The sequence below is a fragment of the Nocardia sp. NPDC050408 genome (genome assembly GCF_044458905.1).
In the GTDB taxonomy this organism is placed as follows: Bacteria; Actinomycetota; Actinomycetes; order Mycobacteriales; family Mycobacteriaceae; genus Nocardia.
Window position 1 is genome coordinate 145,399 of record NZ_JBITIL010000010.1, and the last position, 23,702, is coordinate 169,100.

Annotated in this window: 13 protein-coding genes and 1 pseudogene; 8 read left to right on the forward strand and 6 right to left on the reverse strand. The window is 65.9% G+C overall.

Translation table 11 applies throughout. The features are described 5' to 3' along the window. Window positions 1-185 precede the first annotated feature (185 nt). Entirely contained in the window at window positions 186-3,572 is a 3,387-nt protein-coding gene (locus tag ACIBJI_RS26720; RefSeq protein ID WP_397086386.1) for a hypothetical protein, read from the forward strand. Then, window positions 3,569-8,512 carry a DEAD/DEAH box helicase gene (locus ACIBJI_RS26725; protein ID WP_397086388.1) on the forward strand — a complete coding sequence of 1,648 codons (4,944 nt, stop codon included), beginning with the start codon at window positions 3,569-3,571 and terminating at the stop codon, window positions 8,510-8,512. The genes ACIBJI_RS26720 and ACIBJI_RS26725 overlap by 4 nt, the downstream gene beginning before the upstream one ends. A gap of 45 nt (window positions 8,513-8,557) precedes the next feature. Here ACIBJI_RS26725 and ACIBJI_RS26730 read toward each other — a convergent pair whose 3' ends face one another. After that, window positions 8,558-10,795: a 3'-5' exonuclease gene (locus ACIBJI_RS26730; RefSeq protein ID WP_397086390.1), complete on the reverse strand. Its 2,238-nt coding sequence runs from the start codon at window positions 10,793-10,795 to the stop codon at window positions 8,558-8,560. 353 nt (window positions 10,796-11,148) lie between these two features. On the opposite strand from ACIBJI_RS26730, the pseudogene ACIBJI_RS26735 reads away from it, so the two are divergent. Continuing rightward, a pseudogene (locus tag ACIBJI_RS26735) lies at window positions 11,149-11,547 on the forward strand (TrmH family RNA methyltransferase); the annotation flags it as partial. Window positions 11,548-11,830: 283 nt separating this feature from the next. Here ACIBJI_RS26735 and ACIBJI_RS26740 read toward each other — a convergent pair. The 3 genes from ACIBJI_RS26740 to ACIBJI_RS26750 all read right to left on the reverse strand — a co-directional run bounded on the left by ACIBJI_RS26740 (window position 11,831) and on the right by ACIBJI_RS26750 (window position 13,716). Beyond that, the gene (locus ACIBJI_RS26740; protein WP_397086392.1) at window positions 11,831-12,241 is read right to left on the reverse strand and encodes a rhodanese-like domain-containing protein; all 411 of its coding nucleotides are present in this window, start codon (window positions 12,239-12,241) and stop codon (window positions 11,831-11,833) included. Window positions 12,242-12,437: 196 nt separating this feature from the next. Next, the gene (locus ACIBJI_RS26745) at window positions 12,438-12,962 is read right to left on the reverse strand and encodes a cysteine dioxygenase (RefSeq protein ID WP_396959921.1); all 525 of its coding nucleotides are present in this window, start codon (window positions 12,960-12,962) and stop codon (window positions 12,438-12,440) included. A 172-nt stretch (window positions 12,963-13,134) separates the two neighbouring features. Continuing rightward, window positions 13,135-13,716 (reverse strand): TetR/AcrR family transcriptional regulator, encoded by a 582-nt coding sequence (locus ACIBJI_RS26750; protein ID WP_396959923.1) that lies wholly within the window; start codon window positions 13,714-13,716, stop codon window positions 13,135-13,137. Window positions 13,717-13,817: 101 nt separating this feature from the next. Here ACIBJI_RS26750 and ACIBJI_RS26755 point away from each other — a divergent pair, with 101 nt between their 5' ends. From ACIBJI_RS26755 to ACIBJI_RS26775, 5 genes are all read left to right on the forward strand, one after another. Then, window positions 13,818-15,242, forward strand: a complete 1,425-nt coding sequence (locus tag ACIBJI_RS26755) for an MFS transporter (protein WP_397086394.1) — start codon at window positions 13,818-13,820, stop codon at window positions 15,240-15,242. Between the two features lie 474 nt (window positions 15,243-15,716). Next, on the forward strand, window positions 15,717-16,775 hold the full coding sequence (pheS, locus tag ACIBJI_RS26760; RefSeq protein WP_396959927.1) for a phenylalanine--tRNA ligase subunit alpha: 1,059 nt from the start codon (window positions 15,717-15,719) through the stop codon (window positions 16,773-16,775). A 46-nt stretch (window positions 16,776-16,821) separates the two neighbouring features. Next, window positions 16,822-19,326 (forward strand): phenylalanine--tRNA ligase subunit beta, encoded by a 2,505-nt coding sequence (gene pheT, locus ACIBJI_RS26765; protein ID WP_397086396.1) that lies wholly within the window; start codon window positions 16,822-16,824, stop codon window positions 19,324-19,326. Window positions 19,327-19,920: 594 nt separating this feature from the next. Continuing rightward, complete coding sequence (locus ACIBJI_RS26770) at window positions 19,921-21,186, forward strand: hypothetical protein (RefSeq protein ID WP_364352324.1); 1,266 nt, start codon at window positions 19,921-19,923, stop codon at window positions 21,184-21,186. 101 nt (window positions 21,187-21,287) lie between these two features. Continuing rightward, entirely contained in the window at window positions 21,288-22,061 is a 774-nt protein-coding gene (locus ACIBJI_RS26775; RefSeq protein WP_364352321.1) for an ESX secretion-associated protein EspG, read from the forward strand. Window positions 22,062-22,100: 39 nt separating this feature from the next. Here ACIBJI_RS26775 and ACIBJI_RS26780 read toward each other — a convergent pair whose 3' ends face one another. Then, window positions 22,101-23,129, reverse strand: coding sequence for a hypothetical protein (locus tag ACIBJI_RS26780; RefSeq protein WP_364352318.1), 1,029 nt, complete (start codon window positions 23,127-23,129; stop codon window positions 22,101-22,103). A 54-nt stretch (window positions 23,130-23,183) separates the two neighbouring features. Further along, the gene (locus tag ACIBJI_RS26785; RefSeq protein ID WP_397086399.1) at window positions 23,184-23,690 is read right to left on the reverse strand and encodes a hypothetical protein; all 507 of its coding nucleotides are present in this window, start codon (window positions 23,688-23,690) and stop codon (window positions 23,184-23,186) included. Between the last annotated feature and the right edge of the window lie 12 nt (window positions 23,691-23,702).

Here is a 23,702-nt window from a genome sequence, read left to right on the forward strand (position 1 = left end):
TTCCCGCTCCCGCCCCGCACGGCCTGGATCGAGGGTAGCGGCTGAGCCGGTTGTGCGCGGGATCGGCGAACCCGAGATGGCCGAGTCGGGCCCACAGCATCGCAGGGTGGTGCGATGATGGGTGGGCGATTCTGAATGTTTGCCGCGGGCGCAATGGGGTAGCGGCGTGGTGGAGGGGAGGGGCCGTGCCGGAAACGTTCGCGTGGCGCGAGGCCGAGAACGAGGAGTTTCGCCAGGCGCGACGGCTCGAGCAAGTGTCGCTGTTCGCGGAGCTTAACCTCGACTACGACGAGATCGTGCGCACCCGTGACCTGCTCGGCCAAGTCATCCGCCAACATCGGCGACAGCTGGGCGCACCCCGGTTGATCGACACCTTCCCGGCCTTGACCCTGACGACGCTGATCGGTCATGCCGGCCTCGACTACGAGCGGGGCAAATATTGGGAGAGCTTTTGGGATGAACTCCACCTGGTACGGGAACAGGACTTCGAGAACCTGCTGCGGGCGCGGCTTCCGGTGTTCCTCCGCAAGTTCAAGATGCGCGAATTCCCGGAGCTGAACACCCAATACGTCCAGATGATGGCGGTGCATGCCGGTGTACCCGTGCATTGCCTCGACGATCTGGTCGACATCATCGAACAGCACATCGCGCAAGGACGTGATCCGAGCGGGGCGGCGGTCTTCGACTGGTTGACCCAGCCGGGGCTGGAATACCGCATGAACCACCTGGACGTTCCGGTGCGCAACTTCCTGCAGCACGGTGGCGAGGTGGCTGTCGACATCGTCGACCGGATCATCGAGTTCGCCGATTACACGCGGGAACACCCAGATTTGGCGAACGACCTGAACCTGGACACCTCGACTACCGGTCTGCCGAGCCTCCTGCTCGAGGCGTTGATCGAACGGTGGACGGAACGGCCTTTCGGAGCTGTCGCGGTGGCCGCGACACGGTCCGTGCGAGCGCGGCGCCCGGTCCTCGCATACTCGCGCACCGACGACCAGATCGTCGTCGAGGTGCCGTACCCAGCGGAGTCCGCAGATGTTCCCTGGCTGGTGTCGTTCGACGGTGAGACCACCAGTGTGCACGCGCGCCGCGGTTGGGGCCTGTCGGCAGGTGAGGTGCAGCCGCCGACATCGGTGCCGGTACCGCACCGGGTCCGGGAAGTGGTGCTGCGTCATGAGGGCACCGGCGTGCACTATCGGATCTCGCTGGTGGACAAGGCTGATCCGCTGTTGCTGTTCGACGATCAGGGGAAGCACCTGTCGCGTCATGTGGCACTGCCACGTGGCGAGGTCGTCGCGGTTCATCCCGCGCGGGCGCAGCTGCGTGACGCCCACACAGGAGCGGCGCTCGAGTACTTCGCGGACGCCGTGCCGGTGGGGTGGCGTGACTGGGTAGCTCGGGTCTACGACCTGACCGACACCGACGCGGTACTGCTTCGCGACGACAACAGGTCCGGCCCACCGCGGCAGGTTCGGCGGACAGGATCCGCGCGCCTGGTGTTGCCGGACCCCATCGACGGGGTCTACACCAGGTCGGGAATGCCGGTCTATGCCGAGCGCCCTGCCGTCGACCTGCCCGCCCATGCCGTAGAACCGGTGAATTGGCGAGTACGGGTGCGGCGCTCCGGCACCGTCGACTGGCTTGCCGACGACGTCTGGGAATCGGATACCGAGCCGGTCTCGCTCGACCCGTTCGACGGACTCGAATCCGGATTGCTCGGCCTGTTCGATGTCGTCATCAGCGGGCCGCTCGGCCAGGACATCCGGCACAGTCTGTTCCTAGCGGAAGGGCTCGCCGTCGAGCATGCGGCGGAATTCCGCGTCCCCGTGCAGGATGGGCTGGCGCCGACCAGCACGACGGTGACCTCTGTGGCGCCGCTGCGGGCCGACCAGACAGAGCTCGGATTCGGTGCCACGGTCCGGGAGTCGGCCATCGTCGTGGTATCTGGCCAGCTCACCGAACGGCTGATGGTTCGGCCGCCCGCCGTGGAACTTCGGGTGGATCCGATCGGAGCGGCTGCCCGATGGCGGACGGTGGCGCCGGTGCTGACCGTCGACGATCTGGCCGAGTACATGACCGTGGCCGCGCGGGTACCCGGCTCGGTCGAAGTCGACGTGGTTCTAACCGACGACGCCGGCGGCGTCAGGCAGATCGCCGAGCCGCAGGTCCTCCGCGACAACGTCTTTCAGGTCCCGACCCGGGAATTCATCGACACCGCGCGTTCGATGCGCCGGTCACGGATCGTGGTGCGCATCGACACCGCCGACGGTGCGACCACCGCGGTCACGCTGGCCCGGATCCAGCCGCGCCGGTTGTGCACGGGCGTGCGGCTCGACGATGCCGACCTGGTGTTCGACGGGGCGACCGACTCCGATCTGGCCGCCTACGTCTGGCCCTGCACTGCGCCATGGCGGGCGCCGGTTCAGGTGCCGCTGGTCGACGGGCGCGCAACGCTACCTGCGGAATTCGTTGGTGCCGGTCCGTTGACAGTTCAGGTGTTCGTCGATGATCCGTGGACAGTGATTGCCGCACCCGAACATCCCGATGACACCGCCCACAGCGTGCAGCAGACCGGCTGGATGCGCGATAGTGACCCGGGCCGGGCGAACCTGGCCCGGTTCCTGGCCGGCGCCGGTGACCTACCGCACACGAGTTCCGCAGTGCCGGAGGTGTGGACAGTCTTCGCTGCCGCGCGGAGCGGCGGGCAGGTCCCCCGGTCGTCGGTGCGGTCCGCCCTGCTCGATGTACTTCGCGCCGACCCGCGGTCCTCGGTGGAGGCACTGGACCGCAGCATCATCGCCCTCAACGATGTCCCCGCCCTGCTGATCAGCAGTGGACTGATCGAACGCGACCTGTCCTCACCGATCCGGTCCGGCGCCCTCACCGATCCGTGGCTCGGCTGCCTGATCCGCATCGCCGACCTGCCGTTCGTCGCACTGCAACAAGCGAATTCCGGTGCCGCCGTGGAGCTGAGGGCCGACCTGACAAATTACGGAGGCAGCCAGCTCATCGACCTGCTCGGTGGCGATGTCCGCGGCGTCTGCACCGACATCTTCGATGCGGCAACGGTCGCGCTGCACTACATGCCGGAGGAGCAGTTCGCCGCCCTCAAGCAAGCGTGCGAGATCGTGCCCGCAGCGATGCTCGATGCCGATACCCGCCGTAGCGCCGTGTTCGAAGCATTCGCGCAACGCCTCGCCTGGCAGGACGACCCCGCCCGCACGGCGATGACAGTCCATTCGGCGGAGCTGATACCCCTGCTGCGCCGCGCATCGCCGCCGGTCTACGACATGGTCAAGGCTCGCAACGAAGCACTGACCGGTGCCGACACCACCGAATTCCCCTGGCTGTTGGTGTCGATGCAATCGCTGCTGTTCGCCGCCGTGGCCCGCCTGCGCGCGCGATCGGTGATCCGCGATTGGTCGATGCCTGCACCGATGCGCGAATCGTGGGCGCGCCTTGCCCAACTGTGTCCCGCGCTGGTGTGTACGGACGTGCTCATCGCCGATGCGCTCGCCTCCCACACCCTGCACCACGACCTCGTCAGCAAGATCGGAGAACCACGGTGACCGAGCGGCTCGATCCCCTCGCGGCCGGCGCAGATATCGAAGCCGGCTACAAGAGGTACCTGAAAACGCTTCTGGCACCACGTGATCCGGCGCTGGCCACCGCGTTCGACCATGCGGTGGACAAGACCTCGCTGCTCACCAAGGGGCCGTTGCTCGAGCTCACCCCGCCGTACGCTGCCGGGGCATCGCTACGGTCGCTGATCGCCGAAGGGGTCCTGCACCATGACTTCATCGAGTTCACCGAGACGATGGCGCTGGACCGTCCGCTGTACCGGCATCAGGAGACCGCCGTGCGCAAAGCGGTTGCGGGCCGGAACCTGGTGGTGAGTACGGGAACCGGCTCCGGCAAGACCGAGAGCTTCTTGCTACCGATTCTCAACGAGCTGATCGCGCAGAAGGCGGCGGGCACGCTGGGGCCCGGTGTGCGTGCGCTCCTGCTATATCCGATGAACGCACTGGCCAACGATCAGCTGAAGCGACTTCGCCAGCTCCTCGCCGCCACCCCGGATATCACCTTCGGCCGCTACACCGGGGAGACCAAGCAGCGCCGCGCTGATGCCAAAGCGACCTACCGTTCGATGTTTCCCGGAGCGGACCGGTTGCCCAATGAGCTGCTCAGTCGTGAGGAGATGTGGGAGTCCCCGCCGAACATACTGCTCACCAACTACGCCATGCTCGAATACTTGCTGCTGCGTCCACGCGACATGGAGTTGTTCGACGGAAAGCACTCGGGGACATGGCGCTTCGTTGCGCTCGACGAAGCGCATGTCTACGACGGCGCCCAGGGCAGCGAGGTAGGACTGCTGTTGCGCCGGTTGCGTGACCGGGTGGCGGGTAACCGGCCCCTGCAGTGCATCGCGACATCGGCATCGCTGTCCGGCAGCACCGACGACAAACAGGGGCACGAGGCAACAGCCTTCGCGCAGAAGCTCTTCGATGCCCCGTTCGAGTTCATCGACAGCGACCCGGCCCGCCAGGATCTGGTGATTGCGACCAGGATGCCGCGCAGACCCGAACCCACGTGGCAGCTCGACGATGACAAGCTGATGCTGCTGGCCGAGCCCGATGCGGACCTGACGTGGATCGGCGCCAATGTGCCGTCGGGGGATATCGCCGATGCGCTGCACGCTGAACGCCGCACCGCCGACCTCACGGCGCATGCCGGACGCGGACCCAAGAGCGTCGACGAGTTGGCCGCGAAGCTCTGGCCGGACGACGACCTCGCGGTGACCAAGCTCGAGGCACTGGTCACGCTGGGGTCGAAAGTCACCGGTCAGGACGGTAATCCGGTGCTGTCCGCCCGATACCACCTGTTCGTTCGGGCGACCGAAGGAGCCTTTGTCAGTTTCACCGACTCCGAGCCGACTGTGCTGCTGGGACGGCATGAGATCGATCCGGTGACCGGCCGTGCGGTGTTCGAATTCGGCACCTGCCAGCGCTGCGGCGCGGTTCACCTGGCGGGCCAGCTGGAATTCGACGGTGGACGTGAGTTCTTCCGCCCGGCCAAACGGGATTCACGGGTCAAATGGCTGGTCCTCACCGACAGCGACGGCGCCGATCTCACCGACGAGGACGACGCCACCCTCGACGAAGACACCGGCACCGGTCGTGACACCGGGATCCGTTCGCTGTGTTCGGGATGTGGAAAGCTCGACGGCGGCGCGGGATCGTGTGGACTCGAATGCCCGGGTGGGCCTGTCCTGCGTGTGCGGGAACATCCTGTGGCGCAACGGATCATGAGCAAGTGCACCGAATGTGGTGCGCGGGCCCGACAGGTGATCCGGCGGTTGCGTACCGATACCAATGCCGCACCAGCGGTTATCACGACCGCGCTGTACCAGAACCTGCCGCCCGCCGACGACGAGACCGCGGAGAATGTCGGGGGCGGACGCAAGCTGCTGATGTTCTCCGACTCGCGGCAAGCAGCCGCGTTCGCGGCTCCTTACCTTGCCGAGACGTACGGGCGCATGCTCGAACGTCGTTACCTCGCAGAAGTTCTGGCACTGCCGCAGAACGCCGGGGATCAGCTGTGCCCGGAAGATCTTGCCGAAGGCGCGCGCAAGATTGCGGTAGACGCTGAGCATTTCGACGAGCGGGCGACCCGCACGGCGCTCAGACGTGCCGTCAACCCGTGGGTGATGGCTGAGCTCATGGCCATGGACCAGCGAATGTCCCTGGAAGGGCTCGGGCTGATGTCCGTCGAGCTCTTCCGGCCTCGATCAGTCCGGATCCCCTCGGGATTCGCGAGGATCGGTCTCACCGACGAGGAGTTCTGGGGTCTGCTCGACGAGTTGGTGAAGACGATCCGACTGCAGGGGGCGATGAGCCTGCTGCCCGATGTCGATATCAAGGAATCGATCTTCGAGCCCCGGGCGAACCGAATCAGGATCCGGTCACGCACCGCCGACCGGGACCGTCGCATCATCAGCTGGTTGCCCGGCGGTAAGCCCGGCACCACCAACAACCGGATTCTGTTCCTGCGCAAGGTCCTCGCCGCCACCGGTGCGGCGGTGGATGCCGAACGGGTGCTCGAGGCGTGCTGGACGTTCCTCCTGGAGAATCAATTCCTCACTGAGGAGAACGACCGCGTCGCGGGTGTGCTTTATCAGCTCGACCAGGAACAGTTGCGGATTCGCCCCGGTTCGGACTGCCACTGGTTCCAGTGCGGTGCGTGCCGCCGTCTGACCACTCACAACATTCGCGACCTGTGCCCCCAGGGCAACTGCGATGGGCAGCTGACCCCGTTCACACTCCCGAGCCTGGTCGCGGACACGAACCACTATCGAACTGCCTATCGCACATTGGCCATGCTGCCGTTGTCTGCGCGCGAGCATACCGCCCAGTGGGAGGCCACCGCGGCCGCGGAAGTGCAGCGCGAGTTCATCTCCGGAGCGGTGAACGTGCTGTCGTGCTCGACCACGTTCGAGCTCGGTGTGGACGTCGGTGACCTGCAATCGGTCATGCTGCGCAATATGCCACCCAAGACCGCCAATTATGTGCAGCGCGCCGGGCGGGCCGGTCGTCGTGCCGCCTCGGCCGCACTAGTGGTGACCTACGCCAAACGCAGTTCGCACGACCTGTCGAAGTTCCAAAGTCCAGAATCCATGATCGCGGGCCGAATGCGGATTCCCTGGATTCCCATCGAGAACGACCGAATCGGCCGCCGCCACGCATATTCCATCGCGCTGGCCGCCTACTTCCGGCATTGCTATGACCGCAGCGGCGAAGAATGGCGAACGGCCGGCCAGTTCTTCACCCCCGCAGCGGGGGCGCAGCATTCCCCGGCCGCCCAGGTGCGGGAGTTTCTGAGTCCCGTGCCAGAGCCTGTGCGCGCCTCGCTGCGGGCGGCACTGCCCGAGAGGATCCGGCGCGAGATCGGGGTCGATGACGACGCGTGGGTCGAGCGGCTCTGCGACCAGCTGGCCGACGCCGAGAACGATATCCGCACCGATATAGCGACATTCGAAGAATTGATCAAGCAGGCGGTGGCCGATCGGCAGCTCGGGCTCGGCGACAAGCTGCAGAAGACGCTGCGCACCATCAGCGACCGGCAGCTGCTCGGCTACCTGGCCAACAAGAATGTGCTGCCGAAATACGGATTCCCGGTCGATACCGTGGAACTGCGGACCTCCCACTGCGAGGGAACAGTCGGTGCCCGGCTCGAGCTGTCGCGTGATCTCGGACAGGCGATCTACGACTATGCGCCCGGTAACCAGGTGGTGGCTGGCGGGAAGTTGTGGACCTCGCGCGGACTGCACAAACTGCCCAAGCGAGAACTCGAGTCGCTCCAGTACCGGGTGTGTAAGGAGTGCAACCATTTCGAGTGCGGGCACGTCCTCGATGGCCCGCCGGTCTGCCCGAACTGCGAGACCGAGTTCGGGCCGACCAAGCGGTGCGTGCTGCCGGAGTTCGGATTCGTGGCGGATCGGATGCCGGAGGATGTGAAATCCGAACCACCGCAGCGGGCTTGGTTCGGTGCCAGCTACGTGGAGACGATCGGTGAATCGGTCGAACTGCCACCGTGGCGAACGGAGGACGGCATCGAAGTGCGGGCACGCGCGGGCACCCGGGCCCGGCTGGCGGTCATCGGTGAAGGAGCAGGCAGCGGATTCCTACTGTGCGGATGGTGTGGCTGGGCAGACCCGATCGGTGCGAATCGCAACAAGATCAAATCCCACAGCCGGCCGGCGACCGGCAGCGCGTGCTCCGGTCCACTGGAAGTGGTATCGCTGGCACACCGCTACGAAACCGACGTCGCTGAGATCACCTTCTCCTCCGAGTTCTCCTACACCCCGGAGGCCGAAGCCCGGTGGATGTCGGTCCTCTACGCGATGCTCGAGGGCGCGTCGGAGGCGCTCGAGATCAGCCGGGACGATATCGACGGCACCCTGTCGTGGAGTGCTGACGGGCGCCGCAGCATCGTTCTGTTCGACACGGTCCCGGCTGGCGCGGGCGCTTCGAAACAGATTGCCGCCGAGCTCGATCGGGTGCTGCGCTCGGCCGCGTACCGGGTTGTGCAATGCGATTGTGGTGCAGAGACCTCCTGCTACGGATGCCTGCGCTCGTACCGCAACGAGCGTCATCACGACAAGCTCTCCCGCGAAGGTGCCCTGGAGGTGTTCAGCGGCCTCGGCTTGGCCGGTGTGGATTCGGGCCCTGCTGCAGTCCGGTGGGATCTGGCATCGGCCGACGTGTCGGATGCGGTCCGGGCGTTGCTGGTCGAGCTCGCGAAAGCTGGTGTGCCGCAGCCCGAGATCGGTATCGAGGAAGGGAGGCACTACTGGCCGGTGGAGCTGGCGTGGCCGTCGGCGAAGATCGTTGTGGTGGAAGGCCGGGACACCGATCGGGACTCGGGCCTGGGTGGGGACGGCTATCAGGTGATTCCGGTCGAGGCTGCCGATGCGGCGAACCAGCTGGGTGCGCTACTGGTTGGACGGTGACCGGACGGTGGGGCACATTACGAATGCCCACACGCCCCACCGAGATCAGGCCAGCAGTTCCGAGATCTGACCGCTCCAGGTCACCACGAGTTCGTCGCGGGCGCGGCTGGCTGCGACGTACAGCAGCGATCGCTCGCGCTGCTGGGCCTCGGCCACTTCCTCCTCCGGAATTCCGCGCAGCTGCGCCTGGGACGGCACACGCTCGCGATCGACTCCGGCCAGGATGACGCACCGGAACTCCATACCTTTCGCCCGGTGCATTGTCAGGACCTGGGCCCGGCCGCCCGCGGGCAGGTCGTCATCGAGGACCTCGGCATCGATGCCGCGCTCCCGCAAGGCGCGCACGATCAGGTCACGATCCTGCTGTGCCCGGGTCAGAACAGCGATATTGCCGGGCGCAACCTGGTCCGTGGTGGTCCACTGCTTGATCTGGTCGGCGATGGCCTGGAGTTCGTCGGTGCTGGAGCGGCACTCGATCAGCCGGGGGTTCGGGCCGAGCCGGGCACTGGTGTAGCCGACCGTGGATTCCGCTCCTTCTTCGAGGTCGCGGTACTCGGAACCGTCGAGGATGCTCACCGCGAAATGGAGATTCTGGGCGGTGGTGCGGTAGTTCAGGGTCAGCTTGGCGGACCTGCCGCCGCGAATATTGATCCCGAGCCTGCCGAGCACCACCGGCTGACCGTAGATCCGCTGGTGTGAATCCTCGGCAATGAACAGGTCGTCGGGGCCCTCGGCAACGAGAGCGCGCAGCAATGACCAATGCGTGGCGTGCAGGTCCTGGGCCTCGTCGACGATCACATGGTCGGCAAGACTGACCCCGGTCGACTCGAAGCGCCACCGCAGATCGGCAGCGGCGACTGCGAGCACCTCTGGGAACGTGAGCCGCCCGGCGGTCCGGCCGTTCTTGCGATACCGCTCGAAGATCCGCCAGACCGCCGTCCGCTGCGGCCGGGACAACCGCACGCCACGGCCGGCCCGCGGCACCCGCAGGTATTCCTCGCGGGTGGTGACACGATTGCCCAGGACGATGTTGACGTATTCGGCAGCCAGGAACGACGGATGGCGCAGGCGTGGATCGAGGTCGGTGCCTGCCATATCGACGGCCTCGGCCCAACCGAATTCGCTTCCGCGACGCTGATTGTGGTGCGTCCAGGAGCCCGGCCCGAAGACTGTCGCGAGGCTCTGTTCCAGATCTCGACGGCCGCTCAGAACAGCGGCCGCGAGCTTGTCTACTCCGGCGACATAGACGCCCCTGTCGCCGGGCTTCTCCGCGAGCATGATGTTCGGATCGAGCGTGCGCAGATCGTCCTGCAATGCCTTGGCCAGGGTCTTGTTGAAGGTTGTGACAATGATGCGAGCGTCCGGGTTCCGGCGAGCGAGATACCGAGCGCGATGCAGGGCAACAACGGTTTTACCGGTGCCGGCGCCTCCGGAGAGACGGAACGCACCCCGGTTGTCATTCTCGACGAATCGACGCTGGTTGGGATGTAGGAACGTTCGCCACGCTGTGAAATCGCCCTCCTCGATGACGCGGCGCAGCTCGTCGCTGTCGTCGACGAGAGTGAACTGCATTTTGGTGGCGGGGTGGGCCAGCGCGGCGAGGATCTGCTCGTTCTCGTCGAGATTGTCGTCGACGGGCTGATCGGTGAAGCCGAGGCCATCGCGGATTTCGTTGATGGAGCGGCCGGCGGCCAGTTCGAGGACGGCGTTGAGCTGCCAGGTGACCGACGAATCCTGCGCCGCGAGATGGATGGCGTCGCGATCCGGCGCCGCCAGCACGGCCGCGGCAAGTTCGTCGCCGAGGCCGAGGTGTTCGGTCAGTTGCGTAAGGGTGTAGCCGGCTCGGCTGACGTAGCCAGTCGGCGACTGAGCGGCAAGTTCGGTGAGCTTGCCGCTCCGGTCGGGCACCACCGTGCGCTTGCGTCTGTCGTCGTGGCCGTCCAGGGCGCCGACGATGCCCTCGAGCACGCCGTTGACCTTGTTGACCTGCAGCGTCGACTGGGCTGCCAGTTCGGTCGCCACATCGTTGTGCCAGGTGCCCAGGTAAATGTAGGTGGGATCGCCGAATCGGTCCTCGATACGGAACATGATCACGCGATGCTCGGTGTCGACCTGTCCGGTCCTCACTCGAGGGTCGACTGCCCCTGGCAGCGACTCGATGTGCAGATCGGTCATGGTGTCATCAGTGCCGATCCGGTCGAGGTAGCGGTAGATGCTGTCCTTGATCGCGCCGCTCAGTTTCGGCATCGACCTGTTGTTCGTCGCCACCACGACCTGTGCCACAGAGTTCCCCGTCCGTTCTTGCTATCCGGGCCATACTATTGGCAGGAGTCGGGCCCTCGCGGACTACGGCGACCCCCGCTACGGTCAGCAGCAACGCAAGGATCGCACCGGCCCTACCTGTCGGACTCGCCTCAGACATCGAGATAATCGGGGCGACTGTTGATTTCGAAGAGGGCGAGAACAGGATCCTTCGTACGTGACGATGAGCAGTGCCGACTTGGGACACCGGTGTGGTCGATGATGGGGTTGTGGGCAAGAAGAAGCCGGGTCCCCGATCGGATAGGCCGAAGCGGTGGGACTTCACCCGGCGCCGGTACTCGTCGAGCGGCAGGTGACGAATGTCAGATGCGGCAGCCGATGCGGTGGGCGCGAATGGCGTTGTGCTGGCGGGGGATACGGTCGGTCCGCACAACGGCAAATGCGTTTGCGCGAGTGCGGGCAGCCTGTTCCACGTGCCGATCGCGCGGCATCGTGATATCGGCGAGGTACTCGATGCCGTTGCGGCAGGAGGTATTACGGTGTTGACGACCGCAGCTGAGGGAGAGGTCGATTTGGACGAGGCTGACGAATTGTTAGCCGGTCCGGTGGCGTGGCTGTTCGGTAATGAGATGCACGGTCTTGACCCTGCCGTCACCGCGCGTGCAGATCATCGTGTACGTATCCCGACCCACGGCCGTGCCGAGAGCCTGAATCTCGCTGCGGCGGCCGCGATCTCCCTCTATGCCAGCGCTCGGGTTCAGCACGCGAAATAGGCATGCGAGGTGCCGCATATCCGGTAGTGATCTCGCATAGCTCTACCTTCTATAAAACTGACGGAGATGCTTGACACTCGGATCCCTTGAGCCCTAGGGAGATTCGGGTGAGTGAGCTGTACTGGACCGTGAGGCGCGCCCAGGCTATGCGGCCGCTGAGGCATGGAACATTTTTGCGGATATCCGATGGCGGTCGGCGCAGGTTCTGCCTTCTGCGCCGCGCGCACCGGATATGCGACAGTTCGGGCTGGAGCGCTCGGCGCCGCAAGCTCGAGGCGGAGGGCTAGGGGACGGCTGTTGTGCCGCCGGGGACTACCGGTAGACCAGCTGCTTGCCAGGCCCGGAAGCCGCCGATGAGGTCGGTGGCTCGGTGCAGGCCGAGTTCGAGTACGTCGGCGGCGGCGAGGCTGGAGGCGTAGCCCTCATTGCAGACCAGCACTACCGGTGTGTGCTCGGTGAGGCCGGGCAGCCGGTGTGTGCCGGTCGGGTCGAGCCGCCATTCCAGCACGATTCGTTCCACCACGACCGAGCCGGGAATCTCACCCTCGGCGAGCCGGTTGGCGTGTGGGCGGATATCGACGACCAATGCGCCCTCGGCCAGCAGTGCCGCCGCCTGCTGCGGGTTGACGCGATTCAGTTCGGCCCGTGCACGGTCGAGCCTTTCCTCGGCGCTGATAGCAGTACCTTCTTTCATGGCCGGGATCTCTGGGGAACGCTTTTGCTGCTTGTCCTTCGAGGACTGTCATGAGACGGCGTCCCCGAGTGCCTGTGCCGGAGTCGGGTCGTCTCGGAAGATGTCGTCCGAGCGAGGACTGGTTTATATGATTGCGCCTCCCTAGCGCTCGGCTCCGTCATGACCACCATGGCGGCTGTGTTGAATGTTCGCTCGCTCATACGCCCACGAAATCCGTGAGCGCGCGGTACTCGCGGACCGGTCGAAGCGGTGGTGAATAAGCGTGCACCGAAGCGGCCGGGCGGGTGCTGTGATTGCGCAGCCGGTGCGCGCGTTCAGGTCCGAAGGCGACAGTTTCGCCCGCCCGCCATTGCGTCGTGCGGACTGGGCCGCCGGGATGACGGTATTCCTCGCCGAGTTCACCGATGGATACCGTGAACGAGCCGGACGCACCGCCGTGATCGTGTGGTTCGGTGCCCTGTCCAGGTGCCCACGACAGCAGCCACACCTCGACGCCCATGGTCAGCGCCAGCCGGGTCCACCAACGTTGCTGCGGATCGAACCGAACGATGTCCAGGAGCGGTGTTGCCATGGCATCGGCAACCGACCTGGTCAATTCCCGCAATTCCGCCGGCGACCACAACGTCCGCTCCGGACATACCGCCTCGCGTATCAGCGGTACATCGACCGAGGGGTGAATATCATTGGTGTGCTTGAGATTCACCGGCAGTGATGTGGTCAAGCGAGATACTCCTGACATGGTCGTGGGGACAAATCGACTGCGCTGCCATCAACCGCGACGAAGCGGTCTCGGCGCATTTTCCGGCACCACGACGCCGTTGCCATCGGTCTCGATCACCGTGAGCAAAACTGTGCATCCGCAGACCTTGCCGTCACCGCACGGGAAAGATCGGCTAATCCGCCTCGGCGCGGAGGCTTTCGAGCATGTCGGTGGCCCAGCAGACCTCGACCGAATCGGGGCCGGCGACACCCATTGCGGCCATCACGGTGAGCAGCATGCCGTTGCCGAGGAAGCGGCAAATCTCCGTGATGGAGGCGTCGGTGAGCTCTTGGATCACGCTGTAGATGCCGCCGAAGCGTTCGCGGACGTTCGGGCCGATGGCCGGATCGGAGGCGGCGGCGAAGGCATGCAGCAGCACCAGGAGTAGTTCGCGTTCGTTGAGGAACGTCTTGTAGCCCTGGCCGAGCGCGCGCATCTTCTCGTCCTGCGTGGAGTCGGGTGTGATGCCTTCGGCGGCGGCCGCGCGGAAGATGTCTTCGATGCGGTCGCATACTTGGTTCGCCGCGGCCAGGAACAGTTGCTGTTTGGTGCCGAACAGGCGGATCACATATGGCTGCGAAACTCCGGCCAGTCGCGCGATCTCATCGGTTTTCGTTGCGGCATAACCTGATTCGGCGAATGCGGTGATGGCCGCGCGCAATACTTCCGCGCTGCGTTCGGTCGCGGTCATCCGGGTTCGGGCTGGACTCGCCATCGTGCTCCACTTCGTCGTCGGCCGCCTGCCCTTGACATGTTATCAGTCGATGCATACTGTCCGAGCAGTTAGTTATCAGTCGATTACAACAAAGGCTGGACATGTCCGAGACACTCGTAACCGCCGCCCCGCAGGCGCCCGTCGAACCGCTTGCTGGCGGCCGCGCGCTGGCGGCCGTGCTGGCCGCGGTCGGCATCCCGATGTTCATGGTCACGCTGGACAACCTGGTGGTGACCAATGCGCTGCCGGTGATCCGCACCGAACTCGGCGCCTCCCTCGCCGATCTGCAATGGTTCGTCAACGCCTACACGCTGGCCTTCGCATCGCTGCTGCTCACCGCCACGTCCATCGGGGACCGGCTCGGTCGCCGCCGGATCTTCCTGGCCGGTATCGCGGTCTTCACAGCGGCATCGGCGGCCTGCGCGCTGGCCACCGAGCCCTGGATGTTGATCGCCGCCAGGGCGATTCAGGGTTTCGGTGCGGCCGCGGTGATGCCGCTTTCGCTGACCCTGTTGTCATCGGCGGTCCCGGAGAAGATGCGCAGTGCCGCCATCGGCATCTGGGGTGGCATCTCTGGGCTCGGCGTCGCGCTCGGACCGCTGATCGGCGGTGCGGTGGTCGAGGGGCTGAGCTGGCAGTGGATCTTCTGGGTGAATGTGCCGATCGGCGTGCTGGCGCTGCCCTTCGCGGCGCGGGTGCTGACCGAATCGCACGGGCGGGCCAAGCGGCTGGATCCGCTCGGGCTGGTGCTGTCCGCGGGCGGCGTGCTCGCGGTGGTGTGGGGCGTGATCCACGGCGCCGATGACGGTTGGACCTCGACCGGCGTGCTGGCCGCACTGATCGGCGGTGCGGTGCTGCTCGGCCTGCTGATCGCCTGGGAGTTGCGGACACCGGATCCGATGCTGCCGCTGCGATTGTTCCGCTCCCGCGCATTTCGGGTGAGCAATACCACCGTCTTCACCTTCTCGGTCGGCGTCTTCGGCTCGATCTTCTTGCTGGCGCAGTATTTCCAGGTAGTGCAGGGCTTCGGGCCGTTGCAATCCGGTATCCGGACCATGCCGTGGACGATGGCGCCGATGGTGGTCGCGCCGCTGGCCGGATTGGTCGTGGATCGGGTCGGCGCGCGGAATCTGCTGACGGCCGGACAGACGTTGCTGGCGGTGGCCCTGGCCTGGATGGCGGCGGTGGCCTCGGTCGACGCGAGCTACCTCGCATTCGTCGGTCCGTTCCTGCTGGGTGGCATCGGGATGGGGCTGACATTCGCACCCGGTGCGACCGTGGTGATGGCCAGTGCGAGTCCAGCGGATCGGGCGATGGCTTCGGGCACCAACAGCACCATCCGTGAGGTGGGTGTCGCCATGGGTGTCGCCGTGCTGGCGTCGGTCTTTGCCTCACACGGCTCCTACACCGATCCGCAGAGCTTCGTCGACGGTCTGATTCCCGCCGTGTGGGTCGGCGCCGCGATCGTCGCGGTGGGCGCGGTGCTTTCCCGGCTGTTGCCCAGCCGCATCACCGCAGTGGACTGATCGTCACGACACTGATCGGCGGCTATGCGCCCGCCCCATGTCATTCGCGTGGGGCGGGCGCACAGCTGCGTTCTGGTATGGCCGCCGTCGCAGGGTGCGCGCCACTTCCGGGCCCTATCACGACGGGCTTTTGGACATGAGTGGTGCGTGCCGGGCATCGAACCGGGCGCAACCTGCGGCGAGGCCTAAGCGTGCGCTGTTCGCAATCCTGGTCCTCGTCGCGGGGTACGCGCTGTTCGTCGTCGGAAATGGAACTGCGGCGCGCTGTGGCGATCAACGAATTGCCGCTGGCCGTCGAGCCGCGCTGGCCGTGGGTGAACTGCGCAAGTTCGAGCTGGCACACGCTCGGCAAGCGCCACAGCGGTAATCCGGATGAATCGGCCGCGGCGCATCGAATACGATTCGACCAGCAGCAATGTGGGTAGGCAATTACGCGGACCCGCCAACCGATCCCCAGGGGAGAGACGAACGATCGTGGCCGACGACAACGATGGAGTCGAGAACGCAGCGCTGAGCGAAGAGGCATTGGCCGCCGCCGCGGCGGAGGCCGAGAAGGCGTTTGCGGCGGCCGCCGATCTCGATGCGCTCGCGGTCGCGAAGACCGAGCATCTCGGCGGTAAGGCGCCGCTGGCCTTGGCCCAGCGTGCGCTCGGCAGCTTGCCGAAGTCGGAGAAGGCGGACGCGGGCAAGCGCGTGAATGTCGCGCGGGCGCGGGTATCGGAGGCCTTCGAATCGCGCCGCACGGTGCTGCTCGCCGAGCGTGACGCGGCCGTGCTGGTCGCCGAGGCGATCGATGTGACGCTGCCCGCGCGTCGGGACGCCGTCGGAGCGCGCCATCCGATCACGGTTATCTCCGAGCAGATCGCGGATGTCTTCGTCGCGATGGGATGGGAGGTCGCCGAGGGGCCCGAGGTCGAGACCGAGCACTTCAATTTCGACGCGCTGAATTTCCTGCCCGATCATCCGGCCCGCACGATGCAGGACACCTTCCATATCGCACCGGAGGGTTCGCGGCAGGTGCTGCGCACGCACACCTCACCGGTCCAGGTGCGTTCGCTGCTCGAGCGCGAGCTGCCGATCTATGTGGTGTGCCCCGGCCGGACCTTCCGCACCGACGAACTCGACGCCACCCATACCCCGGTCTTCTCCCAGGTGGAGGGTCTGGCGGTGGACAAGGGTCTGACTATGGCGCATCTGCGCGGCACCCTGGACGCGTTCGCGCGCGCCCTGTTCGGGCCGGATACCCGCACGCGTATGCGCCCCAACTACTTTCCGTTCACCGAGCCATCGGCCGAGGTCGACGTGTGGTTCCCGGACAAGAAGGGCGGCGCGGGCTGGGTCGAATGGGGCGGCTGCGGCATGGTGAACCCGAAGGTGCTGATCGCCAGCGGGATCGATCCCGAGGTGTACAGCGGGTTCGCGTTCGGTATGGGGCTGGAGCGGACGCTGCAGTTCCGCAACGGCATCCCGGACATGCGGGACATCGTCGAGGGCGACGTGCGCTTCACGCTGCCCTTCGGTGTTCGGTCCTGAGCTTGTCGATTCCAACGAACCTTCGATCGAGAGAGCGAAACGTCAAGTGCGAGTAGCGCAGTCCTGGCTGACCGAAATCCTGCGCCGGACCACCCCCGACTGGTCGGTGACCCCGGAGGAGCTCGATGCCGGATTCGTCCGCGTCGGGCTGGAGGTCGAAGAGGTCGACAAGCTCGAGCGGGTGACCGGTGATATCGATCGGCCGCTGGTGGTCGGTCGCGTCGCCGAGATCACCGAGCTGACCGAGTTCAAGAAGCCGATCCGGTTCTGCAAGGTGGATGTCGGCAACCCCGATCTGCAGGAGATCGTCTGCGGCGCAACGAACTTCGCCGTTGGCGACCTGGTTGTCGTGGTGCTGCCGGGCGCGGTGCTGCCGGGCGGATTCCAGATCTCCTCGCGCAAGACCTACGGGCATGTGTCCAACGGCATGATCTGCTCAGTCGCCGAACTCGGTATCGGCAAGGATCATTCGGGCATTCTGGTGCTCGAGCCGGGTACTGCCGAACCGGGCACTGACGCCAATGAGCTGCTCGGACTCGACGATACGGTCATCGAGCTGAACATCACGCCGGATCGCGGGTACTGCTTCTCGGCCCGCGGTCTTGCGCGCGAACTGGCGTGCGGATTCGATCTCGAATACGCGGATCCGGCGGTGCGGACACTGGCCGATGACGAGCAGGACGCGTGGCCGGTCCGGCTCGAACCGGAGTCCAAGTGCACCCGTTTCGCGGTGCGCCGGATCATCGGTATCGACCCGAATGCGGTGAGCCCCTGGTGGTTACAGCGTCGGCTGCTGCTGTCGGGTGTGCGCCCGATTTCGCCCGCGGTCGATGTCACCAACTATGTGATGCTCGAGCTCGGCCAGCCGCTGCACGCCTTCGATGCGGCCAAGCTCACCGGCGGTCTCGTCGTGCGCACCGCCGACAACGGTGAGACGCTGCGCACTCTGGACGAGGTCGAGCGGGTGCTCGATGCCGAGGATGTGGTGATCGCCGACGATTCCGGTGTGGTCTCCCTCGCGGGTGTAATGGGCGGTGCGACAACGGAAGTCGGCGCGGAGTCGACCGATATCGTGCTGGAGGCCGCCACCTGGAATCCGCTGCTGGTCTACCGGACCGCGCGCCGGCACAAGCTGGTCTCCGAGGCTGGTAAGCGTTACGAGCGGGTCGTGGATCCGGAGATCAATGTCGTCGCGCTCGATCGCGCTGCCACGCTGCTGGCCGAAATCGCCGGTGGCACAGTGCAATCCGCCCTCACCGATGTGCGTGTGCCGGTGCCTGCCGCGCCGCCGATCCGGATCGATATCGATCTCGCCGATCGGGTGGCCGGCGTGGTGTATCCGACCGGCACCTCGGCGCGTCGGCTCGCGCAGATCGGCTGCACGGTCGAGGTGGGTGTCGATGAGACCACCGGGCACGGACAGCTCGTCGTCACGCCGCCGAGCTGGCGGCCGGATCTGGCCCAGCCCGCCGACCTCGTCGAAGAGGTGCTGCGGCTGGAGGGGCTGGAGCAGATTCCGTCGGTCATTCCGACCGCGCCGGCCGGGCGCGGGCTGACCGCCGCGCAGCGCCGTCGGCGCGCGGTGAGTCGGGCGCTGGGCTTCGCCGGATGCGTCGAGGTGCCGCCGCCGCTGTTCCTCGCCGCCGGGATTTTCGACATTTGGGGCTTGGCCGCCGACGATCCGCGCCGCAACACCACGCGGGTGCTGAACCCGCTCGATGTGGAGCGCGCGGAATTGGCGACCACGCTGCTGCCGGGGCTGCTGGAAGTGGCCGCGCGCAATATCTCTCGGGGTGCGCGCGATCTCGCGATCTTCGGGATCGCGCAGGTAGTGCTGCCAGGTCCCAATGTGCGTGCGGTGGCGGCGTTGCCGGTGGATCGTCGTCCGACCGATGCGCAGATCGAGGAGCTGATCGATTCGCTGCCCGCGCAGCCGGTGCATATCGGCGCGGTGCTGACGGGTCGGCGGGAACCGCGCGGGCCGTGGGGTGCCGGACGTCCGGCGGAGGCCGCCGATGCCTTCGCGCTCGCCGACGCCGTCGCCGATGCAGCGGGGGTGAGCATCGAGCGTCGCCCAGGGGTCTACCTGCCGTGGCATCCGGGGCGGTGCGCCGAGCTGGTGGTCGATGGTCAGGTCATCGGGCATGCGGGTGAACTGCATCCGGCCGTTTTGGAGCGGGCGGGTCTGCCGCCGCGCACCTGTGCCGTCGAACTCGATCTCGATGCGCTGCCGTTGCGCGAATCTCGGCCCGTCCCAGTGGTTTCCCCGTTCCCGGCGGTACTGCAGGACGTCTCGGTGAGCGTCGCCAAGTCGGTGCCCGCTGCCTCGGTCGAATCGGCGCTGCGCACTGGCGGCGGTACGTTGCTCGAAGATATCGCCCTGTTCGATGTGTACGAGGGCGCGCAAGCGGGGGAGGGACGCAAGTCGCTCACCTATGCCCTGCGTTTTCGTGCCACCGACCGGACCCTGACCGAGGACGAGGCGAGTGCCGCGCGTGACTCGGCAGTCGCTGCGGCCGCCGGCGCGGTCGGCGCGGTGCTGCGGGGGTAGTCGACTGAAATCGGCCCCGGATGGAAATCCCGTCCGGGGCCGGTTTGCGTTGTGGCTGAGGGCATAACCGCGCGGGCGGCCGAAGAAGGTCGAGTGTCGCTCGCGACCGCTGAGTTGCCGATGCCACTGTGTCGCAGCTGCACTCGCATGTCGCCCGCTGAGCTGACGCAGACCTTCGATGCGGTCACACACCGACGCTCCGCATGACACGCCGAGCTGAAAGTCACAAGCTCTGCGCGAACTCGGATTTGGCGCGGCGGTCGAATTTTTCGTCCGCGATAAGCCATGGATGGCACTCCTCTGGTGCCGCTTTCGTAGGTCGAGGCGTCACCGCATGGTCAGGTCGGGGGATGGCCAGAGGGGTTGGTCCTGATCGCCGGTTGACGCCCGCGGTGTTGTGCGGCTGAAACCGGGGGGACTGCTCGCGGGCCGATTTGCTCGTCGAGTGTCCAGCGCAGAGCCGATTCGACGCGCGGCAGGTGGGGGATACCGTTTGATATGGTAAGGATCTCCGGACGGGTCGAGAGGGTGGGGATGGCGCACCGAGTGACGTTGATGCTGCGATCGATGGGCGGTTGAGCCATGGGATTCGGCATGTTCGAGTGGAGCGCAGGCGATCTCGGCTCCGCGATGCTCGGAAGTCTCACCGATTGGATCGCGGGCGAGGAACGTCAACCGGGGGTCGATCCGGCCGCCGTGCAGACCAAATACAACCAACAGCGCGACGGTGTCCGCAGCACTGCCAATGGCATCGGCTTCCACGGTGACTACCGGCCGCGTTCGGTCAAGAACCGCGACGACTTCGATACTCCGACGACCTCCCAACTGCGTGAAAAGGTCGACAAGATCGACATCACTGCCGTCGACAACCTGGCGACCGCATGGAATGAGATCGGCAAACGCGCCGAGACCTCGCTGAACACCTTCAACAAGGCGATGGAACGCGCGACCGATGAAAGCATCTGGAAGGGTGCGTCGCGCGATGCCGTCGCCAAGGCTGTCAGCGACTACAGCACCCAGGCCATGCAACTCGCCAATGCCGCCAAGCTGACCGGCAGCAAGGTCGCCGAACTCAAAACCGGCCTGGAACCGACCAAAGCCCTTGTGCCGCATGCTCCCGAGCTCCGTTCGAATGTCGAAAACGCTCGGCACTGGGTAGCGGGCCGTGGCTGGCGCGATAACGACGAGGCCGAGAGCACCGCGCACGCCGAGGCGGTTCGCGTGCTGCGCACCGTGTACGCGCCGGTCATCGAGGAGACCGACACCAACGTCCCGGTCATTCCGAAACCCGATAACCCCACCGCCAAGCCGGGCGAAACTCCCACCGTGGGACCGGGTTACAGCCCTGGTGGCAGCCAGCCCGGTACTTCCACCGGCGGCACCGAGCCGACGGGAAAGCAGGAGCCCGCGAGCACCGAGGATGGCCAGTCCACCGACCCGTCGAATACCCAGTCGACGGATAGTTCGACGACACCCACTGCCAGCACCGAGCCGACCACGACAAAGCCGGATACCACCGCGACCAACCCGTCGTCGACGACAATGCCGACCACCACAGGCTCGTCGACCGGTTCGGGCAGCCCGAGTGGCATACCCGGCACGACCAGCCAGTCCCCGGGCCGAACCGTCACCGGCGCACCCACCGGCACCGCTACCTCCGCCGCGGCGGCAACGACCACCGCCGCGACCACGGGCCGCAGCGGTATGTCCGGCATGGGCTCACCCGGCAGCCGCGGCGGCAAGGACGAGAACGAGTCCACCAAGGGCGTCCCCGACTACTTGATCAACCAGCAGAACGGCGAAGAGCTCATCGGGCTCGACAGCGCGCCGAAGACGGTCCCGCCGGTCATCGGTGAGTGACCGAACGCGACGAGGGCACCAAGGACACAGCGTCAACGATCGCAGCGGAGCCGAGCGCCAGGGAGGCGGAGCTGTGATCGCCGGAAAGACAGGAAGACCGCATGACAACCGCGCGGCGGTGGCGTTTCACCGCGCTCGAATTCCGAGTGCTCTGGGAGTCGACCGGACGGGATGTGCTCCCGTATCCGCTGCGACATCGCTCCACCGAGGTCTTCCAGGAAGATTCGAATCGGTTGCGTCGGGCCGCGGCCGAGGTGGTGGTCCCACAGTTGGACGACGATCTGGTGCGGTCCGTCGAGGTGCTGCTGGCACCGGAGGCGCGCGTGGAGGTGGCGGGGTTCCACGGTCCGCGTAACGAGTGGAAGATTCGCGCACACGGTGGCGTGCATTTTCAGCACGCCGCATTGGCGATCCAGGAGCCGGGGCCCGATCACGAGCACGGCGGAGATGTGGACCTGCTGTTCCTATCGGCCGATGACCTGGCCCCCGCCGTGGTCGATGTATTGCCGGAAACCCGTCCGGGACAAGGCAAACCGATGCAGGTGCCGGTCGAGGAATTGGAGAAGCCACCGCCCGTGGTGCGCGACGCGTGGCGTCCGACGATTCGCGAGGAGTTCGACAAGTTCTTCCGTCGGCCGACCACTGCCACCGTGCATGTCGGCGTCTACCCGCTCGGCAGTGTGGACAATCGGCATACCAAGGGCCGCAAGGACTTCCAGATCACAGATTTCGAAAATGATGGGCGCTATGTAAGTTTCGGCAGTCGCACCGTCATCGTGAAGCCGACCGATCGCCAGCGCATCACCTCGACACTGCGCGAAATGATCAGCCGCACAGTCGAAGAGGTCCGCAACGGCGATCACCTCGCCCGTTGAGTGCCCACGCCCGGTCGTGCCGGGCGTGGGCCCGCCGGATCAGCTGGTGGCCTCACCCAGGATTCCGAGCACCACGTCCGAGGTGTAGAACGGCTCGAGTCGTTCCCGAATCAGCTTGCCCAGCACGCCATTTCGCTTCGCGCCCTCGATAACGGCGGGGCCGTAGCGCAGGATCTCCTTGGCGATATCGTCGCCGGACAGACCGAGTTCCGGCAGCATCGCGGCCAGCGTGTAATCGCCGTATTTGGTGAAGAAGACATCCACGCACTCGTCGACGAGCAGCCCGAAATACTCCTTCTCCCTGGTGGTGACCGCGATCTCGTAGCAGAGCAGCACCAGTTCGTTCAGATCCTTCTGGGTCAGGTAGTCCCGCAGACCGCTCACCGGCTCATCGGCGTGCAGATCCCAGAACTCCATCGCGGCATCGTGTACCGGAGCGTCGCGCAACATCTCCCGAATGGCATTGTTGGTGCGCTTGAGCGCGAATACCGCGCCCTTGCCCGCCATATCGCCGATGAAGGTGCTTTCGGTGGCCTTCTTGGCGGTCTTGGCCGCCGACTGTCCCATGGAGATCAGCGAGGAGACACCCGGAATCTTGCCCGCGATCTGCCTGTTCGCCTCCATGAAATCGGAGATCAGCTTATCCACGAACTTCGAGGCGACGGTGGCGACCAGCGGGCTCTCGGTGAGCCGCTCCAGGATGCGCTCCTGTGCCTGGTGCATACCGAAGATCTTCTCCAGCAGTGCCTCGACCGGTTCGCGGTCGACGACCTGCCCGAGGGTGTAGTCGTTGTTGGCGGCGATATTGTCGTAGATCGAGTCGGCGAATACCCCGACCATATCCGCGATGACCGGACTGCCGCCGATCAGGTCGATGACGGTGCGAACCGTCTCCTTGGCCTGGTCGATGCCGACGATATCGCGGAAGATGAGGGTGTCGGCCACCTCGATCACCGATTCCACGTCACGAGCGACGACCTCGGTGAAGCGCTCGCCGCTCACCTCGGCCAGCAGGAATTCCACTTGGGCATCGAGTAGCCGTTCGGCGATCTCACGCGGCTCGCTCATCGAATATCACCATCACATTCGTAGTCCGTCGCGCTCGGTCAGCTTACGGATCGTTCATTCGACATCATTGCCGTGCAACGATTTCCGTATCTGAGCCAGACGCTCACGCGCCGCTTTCTCGCGCGTCTCCCATTGTTCGTCGGCGCTGCGGCCCGCAGGAGTCTGCCGGTCGAGTTCGCCCATCCCCTGCGCGGTACCGAAACGCTGCTCGACCTTATCGCGAACTGACTCGAAAGTAGGTACGCCGCCGGACGAATATCCGCCCACCTCGGACCCGGACGGGATACCGGTCGGCGGTACCGGTACTGCCGGTACCGGAGAAAAGCCTCCGACCTGCTCGGATGCGCCGACGCCCGACTCTTGATCATGCGGTTGCGGCGTGACCGTGGTGGGACTCACACCCGCATCGGAGCCCGCATGACCGAGGCCCGAGGCTTCCGCGACCGCGGTGTGCACCCACGAGAGCCGAGGCCGCCCCGCGGTGGCGGTACCGAGCACTGCCAAGAGTTCGTCATCGGACAGTGCCGCGAGGCGTGCGGTGATCTCACCCAAATCGCTCATATCGCCAGGCTA